The 25,640-nt window shown below is 46.4% G+C and carries 28 protein-coding genes; 23 read left to right on the top strand and 5 right to left on the bottom strand.

Annotated features, from left to right (window positions below; all coding sequences use genetic code 11):
* Positions 1-247: 247 nt before the first annotated feature.
* On the bottom strand, positions 248-1,288 hold the full coding sequence (locus GN112_RS31750; RefSeq protein WP_462477454.1) for an integron integrase: 1,041 nt from the start codon (positions 1,286-1,288) through the stop codon (positions 248-250).
* 310 nt (positions 1,289-1,598) lie between these two features.
* On the opposite strand from GN112_RS31750, the gene GN112_RS31755 reads away from it, so the two are divergent.
* The 5 genes from GN112_RS31755 (at position 1,599) to GN112_RS31775 (ending at position 4,680) form a co-directional block, all read left to right on the top strand.
* Positions 1,599-2,069 carry a hypothetical protein gene (locus GN112_RS31755; RefSeq protein WP_155313812.1) on the top strand — a complete coding sequence of 157 codons (471 nt, stop codon included), beginning with the start codon at positions 1,599-1,601 and terminating at the stop codon, positions 2,067-2,069.
* Between the two features lie 68 nt (positions 2,070-2,137).
* Entirely contained in the window at positions 2,138-2,932 is a 795-nt protein-coding gene (locus GN112_RS33895) for a hypothetical protein (RefSeq protein WP_176603549.1), read from the top strand.
* An 82-nt stretch (positions 2,933-3,014) separates the two neighbouring features.
* Positions 3,015-3,227, top strand: coding sequence for a hypothetical protein (locus GN112_RS31765; RefSeq protein WP_155308510.1), 213 nt, complete (start codon positions 3,015-3,017; stop codon positions 3,225-3,227).
* Positions 3,224-4,414, top strand: a complete 1,191-nt coding sequence (locus tag GN112_RS31770; protein WP_162458720.1) for an IS91 family transposase — start codon at positions 3,224-3,226, stop codon at positions 4,412-4,414. The genes GN112_RS31765 and GN112_RS31770 overlap by 4 nt, the downstream gene beginning before the upstream one ends.
* Positions 4,411-4,680 carry a hypothetical protein gene (locus tag GN112_RS31775; protein WP_155313813.1) on the top strand — a complete coding sequence of 90 codons (270 nt, stop codon included), beginning with the start codon at positions 4,411-4,413 and terminating at the stop codon, positions 4,678-4,680. Before GN112_RS31770 ends, GN112_RS31775 begins: the two co-directional genes overlap by 4 nt.
* 30 nt (positions 4,681-4,710) lie before the next feature.
* On the opposite strand, the gene GN112_RS31780 is transcribed toward GN112_RS31775, so the two are convergent.
* Positions 4,711-5,846, bottom strand: a protein-coding gene (locus GN112_RS31780) for an IS3 family transposase (RefSeq protein ID WP_231716910.1) whose coding sequence is annotated in 2 segments (ribosomal slippage) — positions 4,711-5,573 and positions 5,573-5,846 — 1,137 coding nt in all. Because the reading frame shifts where the segments join, the coding sequence is not laid out codon by codon here.
* 242 nt (positions 5,847-6,088) lie between these two features.
* Between GN112_RS31780 and GN112_RS31785 the strand changes: the two genes are divergently transcribed.
* From GN112_RS31785 to GN112_RS31850, 14 genes are all read left to right on the top strand, one after another.
* Entirely contained in the window at positions 6,089-6,346 is a 258-nt protein-coding gene (locus tag GN112_RS31785) for a hypothetical protein (RefSeq protein WP_155313814.1), read from the top strand.
* A gap of 164 nt (positions 6,347-6,510) precedes the next feature.
* Positions 6,511-6,996, top strand: a complete 486-nt coding sequence (locus tag GN112_RS31790) for a hypothetical protein (protein WP_162459214.1) — start codon at positions 6,511-6,513, stop codon at positions 6,994-6,996.
* A 152-nt stretch (positions 6,997-7,148) separates the two neighbouring features.
* Complete coding sequence (locus GN112_RS31795) at positions 7,149-7,958, top strand: hypothetical protein (RefSeq protein WP_155313816.1); 810 nt, start codon at positions 7,149-7,151, stop codon at positions 7,956-7,958.
* A 238-nt stretch (positions 7,959-8,196) separates the two neighbouring features.
* On the top strand, positions 8,197-8,508 hold the full coding sequence (locus GN112_RS31800) for a potassium channel family protein (protein ID WP_197743445.1): 312 nt from the start codon (positions 8,197-8,199) through the stop codon (positions 8,506-8,508).
* Positions 8,509-8,710: 202 nt separating this feature from the next.
* Positions 8,711-9,001 carry a type II toxin-antitoxin system RelE/ParE family toxin gene (locus tag GN112_RS31805; protein WP_155313817.1) on the top strand — a complete coding sequence of 97 codons (291 nt, stop codon included), beginning with the start codon at positions 8,711-8,713 and terminating at the stop codon, positions 8,999-9,001.
* A gap of 9 nt (positions 9,002-9,010) precedes the next feature.
* A complete protein-coding gene (locus tag GN112_RS31810) occupies positions 9,011-9,337 on the top strand; it encodes an addiction module antidote protein (RefSeq protein WP_155313818.1) in 327 nt (108 codons plus the stop codon).
* Positions 9,338-10,275: 938 nt separating this feature from the next.
* Positions 10,276-10,662 carry a hypothetical protein gene (locus tag GN112_RS31815; RefSeq protein ID WP_155313819.1) on the top strand — a complete coding sequence of 129 codons (387 nt, stop codon included), beginning with the start codon at positions 10,276-10,278 and terminating at the stop codon, positions 10,660-10,662.
* 101 nt (positions 10,663-10,763) lie between these two features.
* A complete protein-coding gene (locus GN112_RS31820; RefSeq protein ID WP_155313820.1) occupies positions 10,764-11,654 on the top strand; it encodes a DUF2971 domain-containing protein in 891 nt (296 codons plus the stop codon).
* Between the two features lie 149 nt (positions 11,655-11,803).
* Complete coding sequence (locus GN112_RS31825; protein WP_155313821.1) at positions 11,804-12,511, top strand: hypothetical protein; 708 nt, start codon at positions 11,804-11,806, stop codon at positions 12,509-12,511.
* A 159-nt stretch (positions 12,512-12,670) separates the two neighbouring features.
* Positions 12,671-13,552 (top strand): tyrosine-type recombinase/integrase, encoded by an 882-nt coding sequence (locus GN112_RS31830; protein ID WP_155308513.1) that lies wholly within the window; start codon positions 12,671-12,673, stop codon positions 13,550-13,552.
* Positions 13,536-14,777: an IS91 family transposase gene (locus GN112_RS31835; protein ID WP_197743446.1), complete on the top strand. Its 1,242-nt coding sequence runs from the start codon at positions 13,536-13,538 to the stop codon at positions 14,775-14,777. The genes GN112_RS31830 and GN112_RS31835 overlap by 17 nt, the downstream gene beginning before the upstream one ends.
* A 460-nt stretch (positions 14,778-15,237) precedes the next feature.
* Positions 15,238-15,450 carry a hypothetical protein gene (locus GN112_RS31840; RefSeq protein WP_155313822.1) on the top strand — a complete coding sequence of 71 codons (213 nt, stop codon included), beginning with the start codon at positions 15,238-15,240 and terminating at the stop codon, positions 15,448-15,450.
* Positions 15,447-16,637 (top strand): IS91 family transposase, encoded by a 1,191-nt coding sequence (locus tag GN112_RS31845; RefSeq protein ID WP_155311984.1) that lies wholly within the window; start codon positions 15,447-15,449, stop codon positions 16,635-16,637. The genes GN112_RS31840 and GN112_RS31845 overlap by 4 nt, the downstream gene beginning before the upstream one ends.
* The gene (locus GN112_RS31850; RefSeq protein WP_155311985.1) at positions 16,634-16,861 is read left to right on the top strand and encodes a hypothetical protein; all 228 of its coding nucleotides are present in this window, start codon (positions 16,634-16,636) and stop codon (positions 16,859-16,861) included. Before GN112_RS31845 ends, GN112_RS31850 begins: the two co-directional genes overlap by 4 nt.
* Positions 16,862-16,961: 100 nt before the next feature.
* Here the strand turns inward: GN112_RS31850 and ltrA are convergent, their stop codons facing one another.
* The 3 genes from ltrA to GN112_RS31865 all read right to left on the bottom strand — a co-directional run bounded on the left by ltrA (position 16,962) and on the right by GN112_RS31865 (position 22,243).
* Positions 16,962-18,272 (bottom strand): group II intron reverse transcriptase/maturase, encoded by a 1,311-nt coding sequence (gene ltrA / locus GN112_RS31855; protein WP_231716902.1) that lies wholly within the window; start codon positions 18,270-18,272, stop codon positions 16,962-16,964.
* Between the two features lie 1,292 nt (positions 18,273-19,564).
* A complete protein-coding gene (locus tag GN112_RS31860; RefSeq protein WP_155309029.1) occupies positions 19,565-19,795 on the bottom strand; it encodes a hypothetical protein in 231 nt (76 codons plus the stop codon).
* A 285-nt stretch (positions 19,796-20,080) separates the two neighbouring features.
* Entirely contained in the window at positions 20,081-22,243 is a 2,163-nt protein-coding gene (locus GN112_RS31865; RefSeq protein ID WP_155309980.1) for an IS701 family transposase, read from the bottom strand.
* Between the two features lie 98 nt (positions 22,244-22,341).
* Here GN112_RS31865 and GN112_RS31870 point away from each other — a divergent pair, with 98 nt between their 5' ends.
* From GN112_RS31870 to GN112_RS31885, 4 genes are read left to right on the top strand one after another with little or no spacing between them, the layout of a single operon-like run.
* Positions 22,342-22,707: a hypothetical protein gene (locus GN112_RS31870; RefSeq protein ID WP_197743251.1), complete on the top strand. Its 366-nt coding sequence runs from the start codon at positions 22,342-22,344 to the stop codon at positions 22,705-22,707.
* Positions 22,708-22,711: 4 nt separating this feature from the next.
* Complete coding sequence (locus GN112_RS31875; RefSeq protein ID WP_155309688.1) at positions 22,712-23,287, top strand: plasmid partition family protein; 576 nt, start codon at positions 22,712-22,714, stop codon at positions 23,285-23,287.
* Positions 23,268-24,947, top strand: a complete 1,680-nt coding sequence (locus GN112_RS31880) for an integrase (protein ID WP_155309035.1) — start codon at positions 23,268-23,270, stop codon at positions 24,945-24,947. The genes GN112_RS31875 and GN112_RS31880 overlap by 20 nt, the downstream gene beginning before the upstream one ends.
* The gene (locus GN112_RS31885; protein ID WP_155309036.1) at positions 24,923-25,591 is read left to right on the top strand and encodes an AAA family ATPase; all 669 of its coding nucleotides are present in this window, start codon (positions 24,923-24,925) and stop codon (positions 25,589-25,591) included. The genes GN112_RS31880 and GN112_RS31885 overlap by 25 nt, the downstream gene beginning before the upstream one ends.
* Positions 25,592-25,640 lie beyond the last annotated feature (49 nt).

Here is a 25,640-nt window from a genome sequence, read left to right on the forward strand (position 1 = left end):
CCCGGCCCCTTGTATGCAGGATAACCGCATTTGGATCGATTTGCAGTTCTTCGCGGGCATGGCCCGCTCTTACACGCATCAATGGCTTCGTCAAGCATGGTTTTGTAAGAGCTGGCCATGCCTGCGACTTTTACCTATTTCCAACGCTCCGGCGGTTTTTGCCTGGTTTCCATGCTCCAGCGGTTTTTTTCCTGGTTCCCATGCTCCAGCGTGGGAACCCAAACCTTTCGGTTAGAATTCATTACGGTCAATTCTTGAAAAGCATGTCACTTGGGCTTTGCACACCCTTGCCGCCCTTGTTAAGCACATGGGTATAGATCATGGTCGTAGACACATCCTTGTGGCCCAGCAGTTCCTGCACGGTTCGAATATCATACCCCGATTCCAACAGGTGTGTCGCAAAGCTGTGCCGCATGGAGTGGCAGCTTCCGGGTTTTGTTATCTTGCAGGATTTGATGGCCTTTTTAATGGCACGTTGCAGTACCGCCTCAGATAGGTGATGGCGTTGTTCGATGCCGGTCCTGGGGTCGATGGACCGTTTGGTTGCTGGGAATACATACTGCCATGACCAGCTACGATTCGCATGAGGGTATTTTCTTTCCAGGGCATATGGGAGATACACCGTCCCGAATCCTGCCTTCAGATCGATTGCATGTGCAAGTTTGATCTTTTCCAGATGCCTCGATAGCGCCTCAACGACGATTTCCGGTAGCATGGTAACCCGGTCTTTCTGTCCCTTGCCGTTACGAACAACAATTTGCTGGTAACCAAAATCGATATCTTTAACCCGCAGCCGGACGCATTCCATCAAACGCAGGCCCGCCCCATAAAGCAGTTGGCCCATGATCCAGGTGACGCCGTCAAGCTGTAAAAGGATGTTTCGGACTTCCTCCCGGGTGAAGACTACCGGTAATTTTAATGGCCTTTTTGCGTACGTCAGATTTTCGAATTGAGAAAGTTCCTTTTTCAGGACATGGCGATAAAGAAACACAAGGGCGCACAATGCCTGGTTCTGAGTGGAACTGGCAACTTTTCTCTGGACGGCCAGATAGTTCAAAAAATCGGTTATATGGTTTTCATTGAGATCGTTGGGGTGGCGTTTGTCATGAAAAAAAATGTACCGTTTGATCCATCCGAGGTATGATTCCTCGGTACGGATACTGTAATGCATGCGGCGGATGCAATGTCGAACCTGATCCAGCAAACGTGGTTTTGTGCCATCCAGGTCTTTAACCATTGAAGACGGATCGTAAGAATTGTTTGGGGTTGTGGGAAATCGTTCAGCCATGGCGCGCCTCCGATCAAACTCATTAAATCCATGATACCAAATATTTACATTGACACTTCGGTTGATTACGAATATTTATTTCTCGTATACTCAAAAACGTTGCTTTCCAAAAGATCCAGGCATTAACATTTGTTCATGTTACACTATGCATTCATGAAATGTCAATTTTTTATTTGACAATTTAGTCGTATAGCAAGGTTGAATATGGTTGATAGGCTGCAAATTAGTCGTATAGCAAAGTTTCGTAAACAATAATGTCGTATTATAAGGCGACTGTTCGGTCGTCTAATCTATGTTGGGGCGCAATACAGTGACCGTATTTAAAATCTTAGAAATCACAGGTGCACTAGCATCAATATCAGCATGGATAATGGCCTATTTTAATTGGCAAGGCGATGACCATACTAAAACAATGATCGCCGCCTTTACCGGGATAGTATTAGCTATTCTCACGATTTGGGCGCATTATTCAAAACATCAAAAAGATACGTCCAATGAAAAATATGATATTCTATCCGATATATTATTTGTAATGCCTGAGCCCGATGTAAAGGTGTTAGGACCCAAAAAGAACCGGAATGTTTATACTATCAATTACCCACGTCCATTTAAATTTCTCCCAAATCTTAAAGTTGAATGCATTAGAGGAGGAGGGAAGTTGATCCTCTTTGATGAAACAAAGGAATCTTTCAAAATAAAAGTGGTAAGGCCAATGATACCTCGCCCTTTCCTAAAGAAAGTGAAAGTGCACTGGATTGCTAAAGGACAATTGATTGAATAAGCCCCAACAAATCCTTTCAGCTGACGGCGTTCCGCCGCCGCTGAAGGCACCGTTGGGATACATGATTTATGAAACAAACAAAAATTAAAAATCCCCTTACTGTTATCTCAATCTTCGCAGGTTTGGCTGAGGTGAGCGGTACAGCGATACTGCCTCTTTTAGATGCAAGTGCACAATCCTATTATATCTGGTTCTTGATGATATTTCCTTTGGTCATTGTGATACTATTTTTTATGACACTGAACTTCAATCATAAGGTCTTATATGCACCATCTGATTTCAGTGATGAGGCTAATTTTATAAATTTATTTGACCGTGCTACACCGTTGCAAAAAGAAAAATCATTAAATGATGATGTTAAACAAATTTTGAACGAAGAACAAAGTGTTGATCAGAGCAAATCCATACAACCAGCAAATATTGATACAATAAAAATACGATCATTGGTCTTACTATCAGAACAATACGCCCTCTCACGAATTGAGGAGGAATTTAAAACTGAAGTTGGTAGAGATGTTACTGTAAGCGTTGAGGGCGATAATCGTAGTTATATGCTAGACGGAAGTCTGCATTTAGGGAATTGGACTATTGGAATTCAAGTAAAATATGTTGAAAAAACTATTCAGTTGCGACAGCGGATAAGGTCAGCGGTTTCACAGGGTATGTTATTTTTCGATATCTTGAAACCAGTAGAACCTTACAAGGCGAAATTAATAGTTGCCATTGTATGCATATCAAAAGAACTCCAAGCAGAAATCGCGATGGTCGCTGAAAAAATACTAAGAGAAATTAGCACTGATATGGAAATTCCAACAGATTATCGAATTTATAATTTAGAAGATATAGCGAATCCCAACAACTAAATTCAGCGGACGCAAAAAGACGCGCCGCTGATTTTAGCGTGTTGGACGAATGCTGCCGAGCAGCAGGAAGTAGATTGAAAGAATGGGCAAAGGAAAGCGACTTAAGAAGTTGAGAAGAACATCCGAAGCATCCTTTTCTGATAAGTTTCAGGAGACGTTTACCAGGAACTTCCAGAAAGAGTTGAAAAACTCCGAATTGTGGGATGAAATTGTTGCCCAGTATGGTGAAAAACGTGCCCTGGAACTCATCAGGGAATGCAAGGCGGAAGTAAAGACAGACATGGAAATAAAATGAAAGCCGGGATTGTTCAGCAGATATTCAACGATCATTTCGAGGAATACCGGAAAGGCCGCATTTTAGATGCCCGGCAATGGCGGGCGGCCTGGGACATCATGACCTGCCAGACGCCGGAAAAGGGATACCATGTGGATGAATGCCCGAACGGCGATTACCGGGTGATCCTGCCCAATTCGTGCAAGAACCGGTCGTGTCCGCGGTGTGGTTCGACCGAGACCCAATTGTGGCTGGAGCGCAGACGGTCTCAAGCCCTTGACTGTCCCTATTTTCATGTGGTGATAACGATCAGTCATGATCTGCATGGCATCTGGAGGGCCAATCGAAAGCTGTTCACGGGGCATATGATGCGTAGCGCATGGGGTTCCTTGCAGGAGCTTTTGAGTGACTGTCGCTGGCTGGGTGGTCTACCCGGGGTGATCGCGGTCTTTCAGAGTTGGGACGATGACCTTCGCGAGCATTGCCATCTTCATTTAATCGTGACCGCCGGCGGCTTGACCCCCGATGGCCGGTGGGTGAGCGCCAGGAAAGACATGCTGGTATACACGCCGGTGCTCGCGTCGAAGTTCAGGGGCAAGTTTCTGGATTCCCTCAGGCAAGGATTCAACCCCCTGACTAAAACCGGCCGGCCGAAGCCGTCGGAGCAGTTACTGTCTCCGCCGCCTGGCAAAAGGGTTCAACAATGCCTGAATCTACTCAACAAGCTCGGCCGGGTTCGCTGGCACGCCGACATCGAGCCGGCTTACGAGCATGCCAACGGGATTTTCAAATACGTCGGCCGGTACATCCGCCGGGGACCGATCTCTGAAAAGCGGATTGTGGGTTATGATGGGGATAAGGTAACCATCGCCTATGCGCATCCGGAAAAGCATGAGAGGCCGACCTTCAAGCTGGATGCACAGACATTTATCCGTCGCCTGTTGGATCATGTACCGGAGAAGGGAACGCATCTGGTCAGATCCTACGGTCTTTTCCATCCAACCCAGTTGGAAAAACTGAATCTGGCACGAGCGTGTCTGGGCCAAAAGGCGTATGTCCCCGGAATCGAGCGACCGACGACCATTGAGTTGCTGCGCCAAATGTTCCCGGATCTTTCTGAAACCCGTTGTCCGCATTGCGGGGAGATACTTCGCACCGTTTTTGTCTACCGTGGCGGCCATACCGAGCCCTGGAGGCTGGCCGCATGACACCATCAACGTCCACTTTTTCAACCGATGCAGATCGCATATGGCATCGTTGCGCCAAAAACATGAAGAAGCCGGCTGCATTTACACAAGTTCACCCGCGTTTAAATGATTTTTCCTCAAACATGGATCAACATTGTGTGAAACTGGCAGGCATGGCATCAGAAAGAGCTTGTTTTGGGAGATTGTGGATTTCAGAAAAATCCATATACTGGATTCTGAGGTGGACCCCAAAGGTTGGGCAGCCGGACGGAGTGAATAAGCTATAAGCAAAAATAAAAATGAAAAGTGTGACAGCGTCATGCCGCCTCAGCAAATGGACGAGGTAATCCGAAGTAAACCTCATCCGGGGTCTTGTCGTCAAGAGAAGAATGGCCTCTGACGAGATTATAGTATTGAATCCACTTGGCCAGCCCCAACCGGAGGGACTTGCCATCCTCGAATGAATGGAGATAAATGAACTGGTGCTTAAGGGTCCACCATAGCCGCTCCACAAAGATGTTGTCATGGCAGCGGCCCCGGCCATCCATGCTGATGGCCACCTGGTTGTCTTTGAGTACCTGTGTAAATGCATTGCTGGTGAACTGGGCGCCTTGGTCCGAGTTGAAGATTTCGGGCGCCTCAAGACGGCTCAGCGCCTCTTCCAGGGCATTGATACAGAAGTCTGTATCCAACGTATTGGAAAGCCGCCAGGATAGAATTTTGCGGCTGTACCAGTCCATGATCGCCACAAGATACATGTATCCATGTTCCATGGGAATGAAGGTTATATCGGTTGCCCACACTTGGTTCGGACGGTCGATGGTCAGCCCCCGGAGCAAGTAGGGATAGACACGGTGCCGGGAATGAGGCCGACTGGTTTTGGGTTTTGGATATACCGCCTCAATTCCCATTAGCCGCATTAGGCGTTGTGTTTTTTTCCGGCTGACGATGATACCCTGGCGCTTTAGTTGACGACGGATCGTTCGACTTCCGGAGGATGGATTTTCAAGGTATAATTCGTCGATTTTCCGCATCAAGTCCAGGTCTTCTTGTTTTACAGGCTTGGGCCGGTAATAGTAGGATGATCGGCTAACTTTCAATATCTCGCATTGCCGGCAAATGCTCAGCGTCTGATCCGTCGGGTCAATTATTGCCTTGCGTTGTTTTGACGTCATCTGCTGAGCTTTCGCGATAAAAAATCGTTTTCCACTTTCAGTTGGCCGATCTGCCTGTAAAGCTCGTCTGTTTGATCTTCTGCCTGCTTTCTGGATTTGTGGTTTTTGTCGAAAATGTCGGCGACACCTTCTAACATCTGCCGTTTCCAACTAGATACCATGGTCGGGTGGATTCCGAACCGACTGGCCAGCTGTGCGGTAGTTTCATCGTTTTGAATAGCCGCCAGAGCGACCTTTGCTTTGAACTGTGGACTGTGTGTCTTGCGTTTGTTACCCATTGTCAGATCCTCCTGATTTTGGTCTGACTTATAGCTTAGCACACTGTCCAGTTTTTGGGGTCCACCGCATTCCCGTTTGACGCATCGTCCAACCAACAGGATGATACTGACAAGCCTGGTCTTGGTTCTTAATTGCTAAATCGAGGATTTATTGCAAGCTGTTTCCAAAAGGCATAGACCTACTATTAAACCCGGCTTGCAGCATATCCTGAACGTTCGCCAATTTATGCGGTGAAAATATTATGAGTAAGAATAATAAAGATATCTGGTTCCCTGCAATGAAATATGGAATCGGGTGGGGCCTGCCTACTACTTGGCAAGGATGGATTGTTTTCTCAATCTATATCGTTCTTGTGATTATTGGCGCGCTCTTTATAAAGCGATCTCCTTTGTTGGTTATTCCCTTTATTATTTATGTTTTCGTTCTTACGGGAATCTTACTTTTCATATGTTGGAAAAAGGGAGAAAAACCCGAGTTGCGGTGGGGTAAAAAACTATGACCATCGCCCGCGGCGAACCAGCCAGTTGAGTGGGACCGGGAGAAGCCGTGCATTTTTAAACATATTTCGTCAATAGACTTTCAATGGGTTCCGTAGAGGTTTCAGGTTTAAATCTCCCGGCCCCTCACTTCACCGTTCGGTTTCAAAAAAGGATTTCATCATAATTGTTGTCAATATTTAAAAAGTTTTTTGGGAAGATTCCTCAATCTTTAACAATAGAGGATTCAGATTTTGGTATTATACAATATGTTGAACCAGTGAAAGAATATCCATATGGATACTGGCAAATGGATGACAAATGGAAAGTCGATTTCCAGAAAGAACCATTGTGCTCGGCTGGAATCCCTGGTGATGAATCTGGACCATTTGAATCAGCAAGAAAATTTATTCTTGAAAAAAAGAATTCTCCAAGTTTGATTTGGGGAATATGTGATTCAGCGCTTCGTGAATTTATCGATGAATTTATAAAAGATGTAAAATACTCAGAACCAAAAGATATTTTTTATATCTCTTGTATTTCAATGGATTCAGATAAGAACGATCCACAAGGGTGGGAAGTTTGTTTTGATACAAAAGATGAATATCGATGGATCAACTTCTGCCTGCAAATTGAAGGCAATAACATTGTTTCAAATACAATATCCACTTAAAACCGAACAATCGGTTCCACCTGAGCGCAGGGGCCGAGCCGTTTCGAAATAATTTAGTTTAAAGGAAGTACTGGTGCATTCGGAATGTTTTGTGGAAGCCCCTGCTCCAGGTGAACCGAAGCGTTATGAATTATATTTTACGGAAAACAACAATGGGTTTAAAGAAAATCGGATCGCTAATTAAAAAAAATTTAAATTCATTAATTCGAAATTTGCCATGGCTGTTTTTCATTTTCTACATGGCTATTTGGTTTTTCTTTGGTTTATTGTATAAACATGCTGCTGATGAATCAAATGGGGACGCATTTCTTTTTCATGACAATGTTCTTACTCATATGCAAGCTGAAAGATTGAAAGATGAACTTACGAACGATTGCCCTTTATCGCTTTTGATACCATTGACAGATAATTTTAAGAATGAAAAAGTATACCAAAGCGCCCGAAAGTTACCGAAAGATATTTTTAAAAAAAATGGTAAATCGAGTTCAAAAGGAAAAGAAAGGTATCATACTTTTACTATAGAGCGTTTAGGTGAACATTGGCTTAATTATTATTGCCACTATTTTGCTATTAAAGATTTCAATTATTATACCTTAGAGCCTTATCCAGAGTATGATGACTTTACGTTCAGCGACCTTCTATGGACTCGAAATTTAATACCGGATAGTTTTTCTAAGGCCCAAAGAGCTGAATATTTAAAAGCAATTGACATCGAAATACGGCCATACAAACTTGTTTTTTATAAAGGTCCAAATTTAGTTTGGTGTTTGGGATGTGACGACCCTGATTCCGAATATGATACTGTTGAAGAACGGAAAAATAATTTATCGCAGGAAGATTTTCATTTTGCTGAAGAATATACAATTTTTATTAATACAAATTTTCCATATGTGTATTCTTCATATGGCTTGGGTGCAATCCCATTTAGGGGCATTAGTATTGTTCAAGTTAAACAAACATAACCGATAGAAATAAAAAGATAAATTGAGCTTAGACCAAAATGCCATTTCATTTTTAGTCAAGCCATTCGATTAAAAATTGGGCAAGAGCTGCCGTTTTTATCATTAATTTTTCAGATTCAGTCTATGATGAAAAACTACAAAACGGAATATATTGTATATTTATAATGGGTTATTGTATGACAAACTCAATTTTTGACGAAGTAAAATTTGCCCCAATTTGGGATTGCACCCATATGGCTTGCTTACTGGAAACGAGTATTGGGTTGATGAAACATTGTATAAAGAGATTGGACGCTTAAAAACAGATTTGAGTGTTTCTATGACACTTGTAGAAAATGAAAGCTATGCTAAATTGAAAAATGTTTGTTCTTGGTATAGCGAATATCAGCTTGTTGAATTTCTTTATTTTAGTGCGATAACTATTACAACTCTTGGCTTTGGTGATATTATACCTAACAATAGATATGTAAGGACTTTAGTCATGGTTGAAGCTTTAGCGGGAATTATTCTAATTGGTGCATTTTTATCAACATTTGCTAAAAATAAATAAATATAGGATATAGATTCTGTGATGCAAAATTATCCTTTTTATAATATGCCATTTATAATATGAAGTGCATCATTATTAAGTTCATAACCTTTGCTTTAACGGCGACGGCAAAAAGCCGCCGCGCGTGAAGCATTCGTTGGCCCGCTCTATTGCGCTGAAAATTCCACTTGACAATATGTAGCCGTATGGCTACGTTCTAATCATGATCGAAATCCGTAAGACTGAGACTTTTGCCAAGTGGCTTGACGGTTTGAACGATATCCGTGCACGTGCTCGTATTTTGGTAAGGATCGAACGGTTGGCAGCAGGTAATCCTGGTGATGTTAAACCTGTCGGCGAAGGAGTTTCAGAGTTACGTATCGACTACGGCCCAGGTTACCGCGTTTATTACAAAAAGCGAGGCAGCAAATTGATCATTCTATTGGCTGGTGGCGATAAGCGCACTCAATCCAAGGACATAAAATTCGCATTGCGCCTTGCTCAGAATCTATAGAGGTGTGTCATGTCTAAAATCATCACAACACGCTACGATGTCGCTGAGCATCTTCGGACGCCGGAGGAAATGGCAGCCTATCTTGAAGCTTGTTTCGAGGAGGCATCAGGTGATGCTGCTTTCATTGCCAAAGCCCTGGGTGATATCGCACGCGCAAAAGGCATGTCGCAGGTGGCTCGTGATGCCGGACTTTCCAGAGAAAGTCTTTATAAAGCCCTGTCAGGAGAACGAAGGCCAACCTTCGATACAATTCTTAAGGTGATCGGAGCACTTGGCCTAAAATTGCATGCGGAAGCGATTCATACAAATATCAATACGGGCCAACCTGTCACTTAAGCGGACCGGGAGAACCGGTGCATTTTTTAAATTCATCATTATCTGACGCTTCAAACATTCAATGTACCGTTTCGATGAGTTGCTCCCGGCTCTCTTAGTTCGAACGTTATGTTCTTTGAAAACAAGCTTGGTGGCCCAACCAAATGGTCAGTTTGGCCGGGGCACCACTTCAAACTTACATCAACTTGACTACAAGACCAGTAGTAAAGTTGTTGTAGATGGAGCCCAATTCAATAATACATCGACATATTTCAATCACGTTTGGCTCCGACAACATTGAAAGATTTTATGTCGGCAACGGAGGATTTATGAAAATCAACATAAATAAAATCAAAATCCTCATCACCATAGTCTCTCTGGCTAAACTTGTTCTCGCCTTCATTCGAGAATTGAGAGACTATCTTCCACTTTAAAGTTTAGTCTGCGAGAGTATGAAGCAGAGTTGGTCACCTGCTTTGTACTTTCAATAAAATTTTTAAACATAACCTTCTAATTCAGCCGACACCAAAAGCCGTGCGGCTGATTTGTAGTGTTGGGGCAGCCCTTGTTTTTGTATTTTAATTTTTTCTTGCGAGTTTTTGGTTCCGTTCCCGCTTGAAATGAATGCACAGAATTTTTAATTGATATCATTGCTTGGATTGTGCAGGTTCTTTTTGTTTGTCGGCTCTTTCGCAAGCCTGTTTCGACATCGTTTGTATGCGCCTTTCGTTCTTTTCGGGTCGTGCTTGTTCGGCGTAAGCTGGCCACCTCGTTTTCATCTTCTATGAAATCTCGGTGCCCCAACAAGTCGCTTAAGCGGGACCGGGAGTTACGGTGCCATTTTGAACGGATGACATTGATTGAAAACTCGGGGTTTTTTGGACATTCGGCAGTACCTGTTCCCGGCCCCTTACCTTGCCGTTCGGCATGCATGTAGGTGGAACACGAGGGTAAATTCTATGAACTCTATCCAACAAGCAAAGAAAATCTATGAGGTCTGTGTTCTTGCTGCTAAGGAAGGAAAAAATATTACTTATCGTGAAGTGATGAAATACCTTGGCTATAATGAAGGTGTCCCTGGTCATGCAATCAGATACGGCTTAGAGATAGCATGGATTGGTTGTTCACATTACAAACTACCAATATTAACTTCTATTGTTGTCAACGATGCAACCGGTGAACCTTCCCCAACAGGTTTTTCTGTCTCCGATTGGAAAGAGTTTGCTCAAAAGGTCTTCGATCATAAGGATTGGCCACCTGTTGATGAAATTGATTGGGATTATATTTGGGAACACAGGCGAGTGCTATCAGACACCTATGGTACAAGGGGATATTGGGGCGGATAGATTACAATAAAAGAGGCCGAACCTTTGCTTTGAGAGGGACTTTTGCTACGCTGCCGCTCCGCAAAAGCCCCTCAAGCATGCGTTATATGTAAATAAAGACTATGATCGAAATAGAGAAATACTTTGAGAGTAAGCTAAGTCGTAGTCTGTACCACTATACAGGTATAGGCTCTTTGCTAGGCATTTCGAAATCTAATTCTTTATGGGCAAGTTCCGTATATTATGTAAACGATGGTGAAGAAATAATATTTGCACAGAAAAAATTGATATCTTTGGTTGAAAAGAAGATCAAGACAGCACCGGAAGTAGTTAAAGAATTCCTTGTTGAGTTAATTGTCTGGCTAAAAGCGTTTACAGGTGGTGCATTTAACTTGTTTGTATTTTCAATGTCAGAGGAGAGAAGCCTTCTAAGTCAGTGGCGAAGTTATACTCCTCACGGTAAAGGTGTAAGTATTGAGTTCACCCAAGACATTATTGAAAAAATAAAACAAAATAACGATCTTCAATTAACTCGCGTTCGCTATGAGCAAGATGAACAGATGCAAATATTAGAAACACTATTAAATGCGATTACCAAAAAGTTTGTTGATCAGAAAAATATAGCTGATCATTACAAAAAATCAAATGGTCAAAATTACCAAGAATATTTGGAGAAATTTCGCGGGGACGTTCTAACAGTATTCAGCACGATCAAAAACCCAGCCTTTAAAGAGGAAAAAGAATGGAGGCTTATTTCAAAGTATTATGCGAGTTATATGAGTCCAAGAATAAAATATCGTGAAGGAGCTTCTATGTTGGTTCCATATATGGAGTTTGAGTTGGAACGTTTTTATGATAATCCGTTGCATTCTCATCCGGTTTTTTTTAAAAGCGTGTGTTTAGGACCAACTGTTCACTCTGAAATGTCGATAAATGCCTTATCGCAATTTTTAAGTAACCAAAGAATTGCACATGAAACAATAAATTCAAACATACCTTACAGAGAGTGGTAGTGCAAAATCCATATAACAACCGCATAGACAGCGGACCGGGACAACGATGCCATTTATTTCTTATGCGCTGTAATCATTTGACTTTACATTTACATAAAACTCAATCATTTTCCCGGCCGGTCATGCGGAACGTTAGCGGGTAAAATAACATGAGTTTCTCTGAATTTCTAAAAGATTTGTCTATAATTGTTGCATCAGGCACTGCCATTTATGGGATTACGTCTTGGCGACGAGAATATATAGGGAAGAAACGCGTAGAGTTAGCTGAAGAAGTATTATGCTTGTTTTATGAGGCAAGAGATGCAGTTCAACATATCAGGAATCCTTTCAGCTATGCCGGTGAAGGCAGTTCCAGAAAAGCTGATGAAAAAGAAACTCCAGAACAAAAAGAAACCTATGATAAAGCGTATGTGCTATTTGAAAGATTCAATACTCACATAGAGCTGTTTAATAAAATGCATTCGATACGCTATAGATTTATGGCACAATTTGGAGTCGATGCCGGAAAACCTTTCAACGATTTCCGAACAATACTAAATACGATGCAGGTTTCAGCTCAATCCCTTGCTAGGGAATGGGCTAAAAGATATCATCATTTTAGAACAGAGGAGCAGGAAACATCCCACTACGATTTTATCAAAAAACAAGAAGACATATTCTGGGAAGGACTCCCTGAAGACGATACAATAAAACCAAAGGTGGAACACTGTATTTACGATATCGAGAATATTTGTAGGCCAATAATTGATAATAGATCTGTGTTTAGCTGGGTTAACAAAATTAATTTCTTGAAAAAGATATATGAGTTTTTCGCTAACAAGGCTAATTCAGCCGACGCAAAAAAGTCGCGCGGCTGATTAGCGATGTTGGACTAAGCCGCTACGCGGCAGCTAACCCACCAGAATTTCTGTAATTCTTTCCTCATTTCCGGTTTTTCTCCGATTTTATTATAATTCCCTCCATCGGTATAACTCCGAAAATCTCATATTTATCTCATTAATCAAAGGAGGGAACTCATGTCTGAACTACGTCAAAAGATGATCCGGGCAATGGAACTTAAGGATTTCTCACCGAGGACTCAGCAATCCTATTTGTCTGCTGTTGAAGGCCTATCAAAATTTCATCGGAAGTCACCGGATCGTCTAACGCAAACAGAAATCGAAGACTACGTGCTTCACCTTAAAGATGAAGGGAAGAGCGCAAGCACACGCAATGTTATCATTTCCGGGATGAAGTTTTTCTACCAGCATACACTGATAAACAGCGAAATCGCATTGAATATGCCAAGTCGTCGTAAACCAAAAATCCTACCTGAAGTTCTCAGTAGAGAGCAGGTTCGCATGATCATCGATACTCCGGCGGATCTTAAGCATCGGCTGATATTGATGACGGCTTATTCTGGAGGGCTTCGAGTCAGTGAAGTGGCAGCACTGAAAGTCAAAAGCATCGACAGTGCACGGATGGTGATCCGGGTCTATCAGGGCAAAGGCATGAAAGACCGCGATACGCTGCTTTCTAAAAAACTGCTGGAGGAACTACGGGGCTATTGGAAGGTCTATCGCCCGACAGATTGGCTGTTTTACGGTAAACGTCGCGACACTCCCATGAGCATCACATCGATTCAGAGAATGTACCGCCGTGCCAAGAGCGACGCCGGCATCACCAAGGGCAAGGGCATTCATTGCCTTCGCCATTGCTTTGCCACTCATCTGCTGGAAGCCGGCTATGATGTGCGCAAGATACAGCTTCTCATGGGGCATCGCTCGTTGTCCACCACCATGGTCTATCTTCACGTTTCCAGAAACGGGTTGGCCAAGGTCCAGAGCCCGCTGGATTTCATCGAAGAGCCGGAACAACAGGCGCCGCCGTGGGAGGATGACGATGAATCCAATCAATAATTATCCTCAACCAGCAAACCGACAGGTGGAAGTGGCGGATATTTTGCGCTGCCACATCGGTGACTATCTCAAAAGATACAATATGCCGCCGGAGCATTACAGGGTCGTATACGACATTTTAAATTGCCGGACCGCTTACCTTGGCGGGCACGTTGAAATGTGCGATCAATGCGGAGCCGAACGCATCCTTTACAACTCGTGCCGCAACCGGCATTGCCCGAAATGCCAGACCATCACCAAGCAACGCTGGTTGTCCGCCCGGCAGGCTGAACTTTTGCCGGTCAACTATTTTCACAATGTTTTCACCCTTCCTCATGAATTGAATCCTTTGATTTTGTGCAACAAACCACTCATGCTGGGATTCCTGTTTCATGCCGCCAGCCAGACGTTGCTCGATTTCGGCAAGAATCCGAAAAACGAACTCGGTGGTCAGTTGGGGATCATCGCTATTTTGCACACTTGGACGCAAACATTGATGGATCATTTTCACCTGCACTGCCTGGTGCCTGGCGGTGCGATCGCCGGAAATGGGAAGGAATGGATCAATAGCAAAGGGGAGTTCCTCTTTCCGGTAAAAGCGCTTTCGAAAGTTTTCCGGGGAAAATTCATATCGTATCTGGAAGATGCATATAGCAAGAACCAGTTGTGCTTTCCCGGCAATACCCGTGCGTTAGGGACCCGCCAAGGGTTCCGGCGCTTGATCAAACAGCTGTGGTCGAAAAACTGGGTGGTCTATACCAAGCCGCCCATTGAGCGCCCGGAATGGGTGCTCGATTACCTTGGGCGCTATACGCATCGCATTGCCATATCGAATCATCGCATCACTGATTTTTCTGACGGCCGTGTGACGTTCACGATCAAAAACAGAAAACGCAAGACGACTGAAACGGTCACCCTCGATGCGGTCGAATTCATTCGGCGATTCTTGTTGCATGTACTGCCCAAGCGGTTCGTGCGCATCCGGCATTATGGCTTTTTGGCGAACCGTGGCAAGAAAAAGAACATTGGCCTGTGCCGTTTGTTGATGAACTTGTCCCCCGATATTCCCGAGGTGCGGGATCAGTCCGTCCAGGCAATCATGATGGCACAGGCCGGTATCGACATATTGAGGTGCCCAAGCTGCAAACAAGGAATGATGAGAAAGATATACGAAATCCCGGAAGGGTCCGGAAACAGTTCATTCCATATTTTGAGGCCGGTGTCGGTAACCGATAAGGATCCTTAGCAAATCGATCCACGAGCTTGTTTTCCAGGGATAGCTTGAGCGTGCATTTCCAAGGCGCTGAAAGTGATGGGATCGGTTTGCCCTCAGGTCATGAAACGATCGAAATCGGCATTCCCATAAATTGTGAGTGATGCCGAAAAGGCTTGGTTACCCGGTGTTTTCACCCATTCAACAATCACGATCACCCCCAGGATTCTGATTCTGCCCTTGCACCAGAACCAGCGAGGCAGTCCTCTGTTTACAATCCCCATATTAAATGGTAGTCATTTCAAGAATGTGTTCCAAATTGTCTTAGTCCAACCAGTTTTATCCATCATCCCGCATCGCGCTAAAAGACCTTCGACATTGATTCAGCACCGTTATCTGTTGGGGGTACGTCGTTTCAATGGTTGGCGGGACGACGGATAAAACTCTATACGTTGGACGAATGCTGCCAAGCAGCAGGAAGTAGATTGAAAGGATGGGCAAAGGAAAGCGACTTAAGAAGTTGAGAAGAACATCCGAAGCATCCTTTTCTGATAAGTTTCAGGAGACGTTTACCAGGGACTTCCAGAAAGAGGTGAAAAACTCTGAATTGTGGGATGAAATTGTTGCCCAGTATGGTGAAAAACGTGCCCTGGAAATCATCAGGGAATGTAAGGCGGAAGTAAAGACAGACATGGAAATAAAATGAAAGCCGGGATTGTTCAGCAGATATTCAACGATCATTTCGAGGAATACCGGAAAGGCCGCATTTTAGATGGCCGGCAGTGGCGGGCGGCCTGGGACATCATGACCTGCCAAACTCCTGAAAAGGGGTTTCATGTCGATGAATGCCCGAACGGCGACTATCGGGTGATCCTGCCCAATTCGTGCAAGAACCGGTCTTGTCCCCAGTGCGGCTCGACCGAGACCCAATTGTGGCTTGAGCGCAGACGGTCCCAGGCGCTTGATTGCCCCTACTTTCATGGTGTGATTACCATCAGCCATGACCTCCACCCCATCTGGGCGGTAAATCGCCGGTTGTTCACCGGCCTTATGATGCAAAGCGCATGGCATTCATTACGTGAGATGCTTGCTGACTTGCGATGGTTGGGCGGGCTTCCCGGCGTCATCGCCGTATTCCAAAGCTGGGACGATCACCTTAACAAGCATTGTCACCTGCATCTGATCATCACCGCCGGGGGATTGAACGATGATGGTCGGTGGGTAAGCGCGAAGAAAGACATGTTGGTGTATACGCCGGCGTTGGCATCCAAGTTCAGGGGCAAGTTTCTCGATTATCTTAAAGAAGGCTTCAACCCTTTGACCAAAACGGGTCGACGGAAGCCGTCGGATCAAGTGCTGACCCCTCCACCGGGCAAGAGCGTTCAGCAATGCTTGAACCTGCTCAACAAGCTGGGACGGGTTAGCTGGCACGCTGAAATCAAGCCGGCTTACGAACATGCCAACGGCGTTTTCAAATACGTCGGGCGGTACATCCGCCGGGGGCCGATCTCTGAAAAGCGGATTGTGGGTTATGATGGGGATACGGTAACCATCGCCTATGCGCATCCGGAAAAGCATGATCAACTGACATTTAAGTTGGATGCACAGACGTTTATCCGTCGTCTGTTGGATCATGTTCCGGAGAAAGGAACGCATCTGGTCAGATCCTACGGTCTTTTCCATCCAACCCAGTTGGAAAAACTGAATCTGGCACGAGCGTGTCTGGGCCAAAAGGCGTATATCCCCGGAATTGAGCGACCGACGACCATTGAGTTGCTGCGCCAAATGTTCCCGGATCTTTCTGAAACCCGTTGTCCGCATTGCGGGGAGATCCTTCGAACCGTTTTTGTCTACCGCGGCGGCCATACCGAGCCCTGGAGACTGGCCGCATGACACAATCAACGTCCACTTCTTCAACCGATGCAGATCGCATATGGCATCGTTGCGCCAAAAACATGGGAAAGCCGGCTGCATTTATACAAGTTCACCCGCGTTTAAACGATTTTTCCTCACACATGGATCAACATTGTGTGAAACTGGCAGGCATGGCATCAGAAAGAGCTTGTTTTGGAAGATTTGGGCTTTCAGAAAAATCCATATACTGGATTCCCGTTTGACGCATCGTCCATCGGGATAGGGAGTAGCCTCGCGGCCACCCCCTCCCACACCACCCGGCATACGGATCGCGTACCAAGGCGGTTCGGCTGATCAGGAAGGTTATTGAGCAGGCAGGAATAGTCCTCGTTCGAAGAAGTAACGGTTTGGTAGAGCAAATATCACCCACTTGACCTTGCTCATGCGCCAGTACTTTTTGCGGGCGTTACCGCAAAGCATGGCGTCCTTATGCGCAATGCCAAGCTTTTTGAGGTTTCGGACCTTGGTCCTGGGGTTTTTCCATTGTTTCCAGACAACGCACCGCAGCCGGCGGATGATCCAGCCATTGAGTGACTTGAACAGGTGCCTGGCTTCTGTCAGGCGATAATAGTTCCACCAGCCAATCAGGTACTGATTCAGATCTTTGATAATCTGGCTCAGACTTCTCCCTTGATTACGGTTCGTCAGTTCCCGGACTCGCTCCTTGAAACGTGAAATTGTTTTCCGGTGGATCCGGATCTTGGTCTGTCCACACATACTGATAAAGGTAAATCCCAGGAATTTGCGGAGCCATGGTCGGCTCACTGCGCTTTTCTCCTCGTTCACCTTGAGCTTGAGCTTCGCGGTGATGAACTTCGTGATGCTCTTGTTCACACGCTCGGCGGCTTTCCGGCTTTTGCAGTAGATCCTGAAGTCGTCAGCATACCTGACGAATTGGTGACCCCGCTTCTCCAATTCCTTATCCAGTTCATCGAGTACGATGTTGGAGAGCAACGGCGACAGAGGACCACCCTGGGGCGTTCCTTCTATGCTGGGACTGACAAGCCCCCCGATCATCGTTCCGGCCGTAAGGTACCGGCGGATCAATTTCAAGACCCGTTTGTCCCGGACCCTGGTGGCCAGCCGGCTTAAAAGCCGGTCGTGGTTAACTCGGTCAAAAAACTTGGACAAATCCATGTCAACCACGTGGGTGTACCCGTCCAGCAGATAGCCTTTGGCTTGTAGGACAGCGTCATGGGCTGATCGTCCTGGTCTGAATCCGTAGCTGTACTCAGAAAAGGTCGGGTCCCAGATCTGCTCCAATACCTGAGCTATCGTCTGTTGGATAAGGCGGTCCAATACCGTGGGGATACCAAGCAGGCGGACACCGCCATCCGGTTTGTCGATCTCCTTCCTTCTGACCGGTAAGGGACGATAATCCCCATTTAGCAGGTCCTGCTTGATCTTCGGCCAGTGCCTTTTCAGGTACCCTTTCAAGTGGTTGGTTTTCATGCCGTCCACACCCGGGGCGCCTTTATTGGCAACGACCTGGTTCATTGCTCTGAGCACATTACGTCGTTCGAGAATCAACTCCAACAACTGCTCTCTGCCTCCCAGACTTTCGGCAAGCCGCGACGCTACAAACATTTCCATCTGCTGTGGCTTTATGTTCATAAGTACACGTCTCCTAATGGTCATTTTCATTTACCCGTACCATTCGGGCCGGGCACCGTTCGGGCCTTTCACCGGGGTGAGCCTCCTGTTACGCTTGACCCGCGGGTAGCTCGCGCATCTCGTTTCCTCCGGTTACATTATGCCCTCTGCTGACTCCCGCTGCACGGTGGGCGCACCTTGCGGTTTGCTCACTCGGATCATCTGCCGCCGCCGGATCCTTTGGTTTCGTGTCCCTCTCCATAGCGGAGTTTGGCTCATCGCCGGTCAGGAGCCGGTCTTCCGACGATGCCGGGGGTTTTGGTGGCCGGAATCCCCCCTACCGGCAATTTCACACGACAAGTCCCGAGATGCAGCGGGCCTCCCGGGGTAAACACACATCTTTCGGTACGTAAGCGCCGAGTATACGAGCACTGCCTGAGATGGATAGAGGACTTAACCTTGTGTTGCAGGCTGGTCCCACAGATGCGCGCCTGACTCGATTTCTGTTCGTCACCCCGTACCTTCGCGACGGCCCTGCCGCAGCAGGGCGGCTTCCTCCCCAGGCACCGTTGCCGGATACCCAGTTGCCATGTCGCTACACCCTTCGCCTCCATCGGGCTGGGTCTAAGACTTGCCAAGCGATCCAACCGACTGATATGCTTGGCTCACTTTTAAGATGTGTGCCGTGCCCGGCACACAACCAACAGGATGATGCTGACAAGCCTGGTCTTGGTTCTTAATCGCTAAATCGAGGATTTATTGCAAGCTGTTTCCAAAAGGCATAGCCCTACTATTGAACCCGGCTTGCAGCATATCCTGAACGTTCGCCAGTAACAATTTATCGAGAACAGGGGAAGGTGGTAAAGATTTGAAGCATTAGACAATAAAATGTTAATCAGGAATCAATTTTGATAAGCTCGCTTATTTTGTAAACATGGCATTCAGTTTGATACAAAGGATTATAATTGAGCAAACGGATTTTATTCTTCTCCTATCGTATAATTGATAAATAAAAAGGTATAGACAATGCTAAGGCAAAAATAGTGTAACGGCCTACCCCGCCTATGCGGCAAAAGTGTAACGGTTGGTTCTACTATCCCGCAGCGAGACCCCGCCCCAAAAATCAATAAACCTACCACGCTACCCCGCCGCAATAGCTCCCGCCGGCAATCGTTTTTACCAAAAAGTTTTTGTAGGTTGTAAAGTGGGTATTGTCATGGTCCAAGAAAATGAGGAGAAAGCCCGGAACCATCACTTCCGGGCTTTCAGGGTGAACTCCGTATCAAGGCCGGATGTTCATTAAGTAAATTACTTTAAACTCCGGCCACTTTCAAGGCCGGATGGTAAAGCTGATCCAAATATCCTGTCGTTGGTGCAACACCGTTTTTTGTGTGTGCCGGTGCTGCTTTCGTGGGCATGCTTATTGTTGCGATGCATGCCGCATCGCCGGTCGTCTCCAGTCCCGTCGAAAAGCGCAGCGACGCTACCGTAAAACCGATAAAGGTAAAAAAGCCCACCGTCTTGCCGAAAACCGTCGTCGGCATCGTGAAATCGATCCACGTAGAAAAAACATGGATGATCATACTTCAACAAGCCCTTTTAAACGGGTTATGTTGCCACCACAGATCGAAATTTCGGTACCTTTTCGCCTCGGTTTTCGATGCCGCTGCCATTTTTGCGGTCGGCCGGGTGAAATTGTGAGCCATTTTCCACGCCGTGGTTATCACTACAGCGAAACATTGATGTTATGAGAGTTGGCCAACATGATCCGTTTTTTCCTGTGTGACGTATACGAAATCAAATTACGGCGCAGGTGATATTGAACAATTTCATACATCCCCTCGGAACTCAGCGACCTGAGAGGAAGTACTACAGATAGTATTTTGCGAACCAAGGGAACCGTCAACAACGGAGTTTTTTTTAAAGCGCAATCTCATCCGCAGCATAAAGTGCAAGGCCAAGAATACGAAGGTCATGTGCCGATGCCAGGCGGTCCAGGAACGGTGTTCGTAGCAATCCATGCCAACCTGACTTTTGCCTTCCTGAAAGCACTGTTCAATTGGCCAGCGCATAGTAGAAGCTTTCACCATTTCGGAACGAGAAATTTTTTTGGGAGCATTGGAAATGGCGTATCTGATTTTACCATCGTCGTTTTGTCGAAAGAAAAGCCATTGTTGATCACCTGCCGGCAATCCGTCGCGAGACATATAAACGCGAATGCGAGCCACCTTGGCGATGATGGGTCCCTTGGCACCCTCGGCAACAACGACCGTCTTCCAGGACAGGCGACCGGACTTAGCGATTTCGGATACGGTTCTCGGCTTGGGTTGACCTGGTAATACTTTCTCTTTGGTGGGATGACGGCCATGCCCTTTATATGGCGGGATGCCCACTTTTGGCTTTTTTGTGAAAACCTGGGTATTGGACTTGATTGCGGCAAAGTAAAGCAGATCCTTGGGCAAGGCGTTTAAAAATTCTATGTCACTGCCAAAGGCGGCATCGGCGCCGACCCACTTTGCAGGGTAGTATTTCGCTGCGACAATCTCATTGATTAGTCTTAAGGCAATCTGCTGCTTGGTTTCAAAAACGAGATCTTCGGGGACCATGTTGAACCGGCGTCGCTTTTCCTGCTCGGGAGAAAACCAGCTTTCCGGCATATACAACTGGCAATTGAGCAGGCCATATCCCTTATCGCTTGAGTAGCCAATAAAGACACCGGATTGGCAGTTCTCTGTTTTTCCCAACGGACCACAATACTGCCGAGCCACACCGACCGATTCTTTGCCTTTTTTGGGAAAATCGCTGGGATCGACGGTAATCATTCCATCGGGGGCGGCGATCAACGGCGCCAACATTTCCTGATGAACTCGCAGCATGGTGTCATGGTCCCAACGACCGTTCTTCATGAACATCTGCAGGGAGCGGACAGATTTTTGATCGAGAAATTCAAGCGCGATCGGTTCCACGGATTTGGCTTCGGCATTGCTCATGAGTCCGGAAAAATAGGCTAATCCCAGACGGTGATGTTCGGAGCGTCCGTAAGCATCATGAAAGCATTGATGAAAATCGACGAGCTCTTTTGCAATCGTTTCGAGATCAAAGGGATCGAGATTCAAATCGGCAGTAAGTTGCGGATGCCATCGACAATGTTCTAAAAGCATGACCAACGCCTCCACTTTGGTTTGGGTGGAAGGGCGATCACACGAAAGGGCGGGCTGTTGTCGGCAATCGATAATTTGTCTGAAGTTCGGGTCTAAAACATAAAGGTAAACCTCCTTTGGGTTGCCATGATAGCGATATCCTTTGCCTTGTTTGGTACTGCCCTGCGTAGGCCCAATGTGCTGCCAGTTGGCGGCTTTATAGCAGGTGCCTGCAAAGTAGCGGTTGTCGACAAACGTTTCCAGAAGCAGGAGTCGATGACTGAAATGGCGTAGCCAATCCGCAGGCAACCGCGCGATATTGAGGGCCAAAACATGCGATGCCAGATTATGTAACTGAACCCAGGGCAGGATCAAAAAACGGCTGTTGGCTGCCAGTTGGTGCAGATGCTGTTTTCGTTGCTCCGGAGACCAACCGATAAAACGATCTCTTGCGGACAGTTTCAATGCCGGCGCGCTCCACGACAAACCAGCGACAGGACGGTCTTTTAAAAAAGCCAAGTACTTGAGCCGATGTCCCAGAAGCCGCCGATATCCTAAATAGTGGTGCTGACGGACCCATCGATCCCACAATGGTTCCCAGTCCGAACCACTGACGGGTACAACTTTGGCCGGGCCAAAATCCTTTATGGTTCCGGCTATTGCATCGGTGTTGAACGTAGGCGGAACCGGCGGCAAAATATCATTTTGTTTTTGAGCTATTTGCATAGCGGCAATGGTGTTGTTAACGGTAAAACGCGACTCCACGGCAGCGGAAAGAACCGCTTTCAAGCCGACGAACGAACAATGTGCAACGCCGTAGCTTCGATTGATCGCCCTGTTAATTGGAAGCATACATGCTTTTGATTTAATTGTCTACAGCTATCTTGCGCTGTAGTGTTATGGATGAAATCTTTTTCAGGATTTTTTACGCAGATAAGGAGGCCAATATCATGAGACGACGGTTTACAGGGGGAGAACTGTTTCAACTGCGCAATCGGATCCCGGTTGACTGGCTGATCAAAGAACAGCTTCATATCCCATCTAAAGTGATCGAAGGCATTTTTCGTTTTCTATGCCCGCTATGCAATGAATTTCAAACCGCGACCAACCCCAAGACCAATCTCGCCAGGTGCTTTCTTTGCGAGAAAAACTTCAACCCGATTGATTTGGTCATGACCGTGAAAGGCCTTGGATTCGTTGACAGTGTCAAATATTTGCAAACCCTTGTACCAAACAGACCGGATCCTTTAACGGACCAACGGTTGGAATTGAATCAACTGCTTGGCGATATCGGGAAACGGATGAGCATCGGGTGAACAGATGGCCAACAACCGACTCACCCAATTGGAGGAGATCATCGCTGCCAATCAACACCATTTTCACCAAACCGGTAAGGCATTAAAGCAGATTCGAGACGATCAATTGTTTCGAGATTTGCTGTTCGATTCGTTTGAAGGCTATGTCAAGGACCGGTGGGATATGGCCCGATCCCAGGCATATCGTCTGATTAAGGCCGCCAATGTCATCGACAATTTGTCTCCAATTGGCGACGGCATCCTTCCGGAGAATGAATACCAGGCCAGGATTCTAACGCGTTTTACAAAAGAGGATCAACGCAAGATCTGGCGTGCATTTATCGCATCCGGCATGGCGCTCACGGCTAAGAATATTAGAAAGTACGCCCATCAAACCCTAAAGGCCAAGCATGTCAAAAAAAAGAATGCGTCTGTGGTCGATATCATCAGCGCAGACTATAAAACGGCCGTGATGGCCATGCTGGAACAGATTCGGTCGGCGCAAAACGATGATTGGCAAACGACATCCAGACAAGCGGCCTTATTCTGGCTGAAAGTGATGAAAGAGAAAATCATTCGTCATGAAAGACAAAGACTTTGAACAACTGCCCATGGACGACCGTTTCCTGATCTTGCTGCACAAAAAGATCATGGACAAAACCGGCAGCGCCAAACGCAGGGCCAAAAAATATTACATGGATCAATACCGTAAGACCGGCGTCATTCCCAAACCGCTGCTGCTTGCCGGCCAAGGCATCATGGAAGGCAGAAAGTGCAGCGGCCGGCGCCGGGTCTTGACCGAAAAAATCCAAAACCGCTTCATCGAGATGGTCAAGGCTTCCAGCGATCCATCGGACGATCGTTTTGTATTTATCACCCGCCATGGACGAACCATCAAAAATTACCACGCCTGGCTCGAACAAGAGTTCGAACGTAGCATCTCACTTAGCGCTTTAAGGCGTTTTGCCAGGCAAGCCAACCTCAAGGTCTATTTGGAAAAACCAGACTTCGAGGAAAAGAACGATCCCAGCGTCTGCTTTAAGGACGAACCGGTCTTCGATTTGATTCAAATGGACGGATGCAGGTTTCGCTATTTCAAGATTCGATCGGACGACGGCGTTTGGGCCAAGCCCCAGGTGATCGAGTTTTTTGACACCGGATCGCGCAACATGCTTGTGCTTGACGCCTATTTTTCCGAAAGCAGTCTAAATTCGGTGGACCTGTTCGAGAAATTTTTGGTGAGCACCCCCTTTCCGCAAAAAAAGATACGGCTGAGACCGGACAATGCAAAGGGTTTTGTCAACCTGAAACGCCCCATCAACGAACTGAACATCAAATTTTCATTGCCAGGCGGATTTTATCTGCAACCAAACTTCTCACGCATCCATGCGCCCAAGGACAAAGCACATCTGGAATCATCCCATCGCAGCATCCATCATTTTGAAATGCGGATCATCAAGCACTTTGAAGACCGCATCGTTAAGACAGAACCGGGCTATATCTACAAAAAGGGCAAAAAAGGAAAAATTACCATCACCTATCTCGACATCGATCTTGCAACGCTGCGCCAGAGTGGTTTACTCGAAGCCTATCGCCGGCAGCACAATGAGCAAAAGCACTATTATTCTGTGAACGGTAAAACATCGGCCTGGGTGCCCAAGGAGAAGTTTGACGACGGTCTTGCCCAATACGAGTGGATAACGTTCAGTGCGGATGACGTACGCCATTTCGTCAAATACGGCTATGACAAGATCAACGCCACCGTGGGGGCGAAAGGCATCATTACTTTCAAAAAGCAGACCTACTATGTGGCCGTTGGCGCGCAACACTTCAGCCGCCACAAGAGCACCAAGGTGTATATCTCCGATCTTGGCGACAAGCTGTTTATCTTCGAGCATAAGGAAAACGGTATCCTGCTGGGTGAAGCGCTGCGCCGGGAACCTTACGAAAAGCCGGTCAAAAAGGCAGGCACCGAACCCAACGCGGTTGAATTGATCAGCGCTTTTCTGCAGGAGAAAAAGATGGCGGTGGACAGGCCACGACTGATTGACATCCATCTTCGGGGTTTGACCCTCGATGCCGCCCAAACAATCTATCGGCAACACCGGAAACGATATATCGCTTACGCGATCAAACTACGCCAGCCTGAAACCATCACCGGCAAGGCGCTTTTCAATGCGTTCATTTTGGATTGCGAAAGACAATTGTCAAACAACCCTTTGGCCCCGTATGCCTCATGCAGCGAAAACAAAGTTTTATAAACGATAAGCGCCGGGTCTCCTATCTATCCGCGGTATACAACCGGATCTACCGGGGACAGAGCGTATTGATCGAGGGCGAATATGGTGTCGGAAAAACTCGTTTCCTCGAACTGCTCAAACCCAAAAAACTTCAAGGCGTATGGGTGGAGTCGCTTTTCAATGTGCATGAAATGTTGGCCTCCATCCTTCAAGGGTTGAACTACGAGGCGGTGGCCACTTATCGGCGCACGCCCCATCATTTGAAGCTGATCCGCAATCTGACCGATTATTACATCATCATCGACGAGGCCAATGACATCGAAAAAAGGGTTTGGCCCTACCTGAAACGAATCATGGACGCGCACGTGCCCATCGTTTTGGCCGGACTGCCAAAGGTGAGGACATATTTGACCAGCCAGCATCCGGATATCCTCAGCCGATTGAAAACCTTGATTCTGTATCCCATCGTAGTCGAGGATTTCATCCTGGAATACAAGGATTTTGAATCTGAAGCCATCGAACAGATTTATGTGGCCACCAGGGGCGATATGAGAAAATTCAAGGAAATTTGCACGGATTGCCGCGACAAGGCCAAAGAACTGGGCCATAGCTTCGTCGATTTAAATCTGGCGGTCGACTTTCTCGCCAATCTTCATCCCATGTAGGCTCCAAAAAACAATCTCTTCCCTCACTCTGCGGCGAATCAGCTTTCTC

The sequence above is a fragment of the Desulfosarcina ovata subsp. ovata genome (assembly GCF_009689005.1).
Lineage (GTDB): Bacteria > Desulfobacterota > Desulfobacteria > Desulfobacterales > Desulfosarcinaceae > Desulfosarcina > Desulfosarcina ovata.

Excerpts from the sequence above, each read along its gene's own strand:
- GN112_RS31775 (WP_155313813.1), top strand. The coding sequence starts at position 4,411 with ATGACACCATCAACGTCCACTTTTTCAACCGATGCAGATCGCATATGG.
- GN112_RS31880 (WP_155309035.1), top strand. The coding sequence starts at position 23,268 with ATGAAAGACAAAGACTTTGAACAACTGCCCATGGACGACCGTTTCCTG.
- GN112_RS31885 (WP_155309036.1), top strand. The coding sequence starts at position 24,923 with ATGCAGCGAAAACAAAGTTTTATAAACGATAAGCGCCGGGTCTCCTAT.
- GN112_RS31870 (WP_197743251.1), top strand. The coding sequence starts at position 22,342 with ATGAGACGACGGTTTACAGGGGGAGAACTGTTTCAACTGCGCAATCGG.
- GN112_RS31785 (WP_155313814.1), top strand. The coding sequence starts at position 6,089 with ATGAGTAAGAATAATAAAGATATCTGGTTCCCTGCAATGAAATATGGA.
- GN112_RS31865 (WP_155309980.1), bottom strand. The coding sequence starts at position 22,243 with ATGCTTCCAATTAACAGGGCGATCAATCGAAGCTACGGCGTTGCACAT.
- GN112_RS31850 (WP_155311985.1), top strand. The coding sequence starts at position 16,634 with ATGACACAATCAACGTCCACTTCTTCAACCGATGCAGATCGCATATGG.
- GN112_RS31750 (WP_462477454.1), bottom strand. The coding sequence starts at position 1,288 with ATGGCTGAACGATTTCCCACAACCCCAAACAATTCTTACGATCCGTCT.
- GN112_RS31815 (WP_155313819.1), top strand. The coding sequence starts at position 10,276 with ATGAACTCTATCCAACAAGCAAAGAAAATCTATGAGGTCTGTGTTCTT.
- GN112_RS31840 (WP_155313822.1), top strand. The coding sequence starts at position 15,238 with ATGGGCAAAGGAAAGCGACTTAAGAAGTTGAGAAGAACATCCGAAGCA.
- GN112_RS31765 (WP_155308510.1), top strand. The coding sequence starts at position 3,015 with ATGGGCAAAGGAAAGCGACTTAAGAAGTTGAGAAGAACATCCGAAGCA.
- GN112_RS31845 (WP_155311984.1), top strand. The coding sequence starts at position 15,447 with ATGAAAGCCGGGATTGTTCAGCAGATATTCAACGATCATTTCGAGGAA.
- GN112_RS31825 (WP_155313821.1), top strand. The coding sequence starts at position 11,804 with ATGAGTTTCTCTGAATTTCTAAAAGATTTGTCTATAATTGTTGCATCA.
- GN112_RS31795 (WP_155313816.1), top strand. The coding sequence starts at position 7,149 with ATGGGTTTAAAGAAAATCGGATCGCTAATTAAAAAAAATTTAAATTCA.
- GN112_RS31810 (WP_155313818.1), top strand. The coding sequence starts at position 9,011 with ATGTCTAAAATCATCACAACACGCTACGATGTCGCTGAGCATCTTCGG.
- GN112_RS31875 (WP_155309688.1), top strand. The coding sequence starts at position 22,712 with ATGGCCAACAACCGACTCACCCAATTGGAGGAGATCATCGCTGCCAAT.
- GN112_RS31830 (WP_155308513.1), top strand. The coding sequence starts at position 12,671 with ATGTCTGAACTACGTCAAAAGATGATCCGGGCAATGGAACTTAAGGAT.
- GN112_RS31805 (WP_155313817.1), top strand. The coding sequence starts at position 8,711 with ATGATCGAAATCCGTAAGACTGAGACTTTTGCCAAGTGGCTTGACGGT.
- GN112_RS31770 (WP_162458720.1), top strand. The coding sequence starts at position 3,224 with ATGAAAGCCGGGATTGTTCAGCAGATATTCAACGATCATTTCGAGGAA.
- GN112_RS33895 (WP_176603549.1), top strand. The coding sequence starts at position 2,138 with ATGAAACAAACAAAAATTAAAAATCCCCTTACTGTTATCTCAATCTTC.
- GN112_RS31860 (WP_155309029.1), bottom strand. The coding sequence starts at position 19,795 with ATGCCGACGACGGTTTTCGGCAAGACGGTGGGCTTTTTTACCTTTATC.
- GN112_RS31835 (WP_197743446.1), top strand. The coding sequence starts at position 13,536 with ATGAATCCAATCAATAATTATCCTCAACCAGCAAACCGACAGGTGGAA.
- GN112_RS31820 (WP_155313820.1), top strand. The coding sequence starts at position 10,764 with ATGATCGAAATAGAGAAATACTTTGAGAGTAAGCTAAGTCGTAGTCTG.
- ltrA (WP_231716902.1), bottom strand. The coding sequence starts at position 18,272 with ATGAACATAAAGCCACAGCAGATGGAAATGTTTGTAGCGTCGCGGCTT.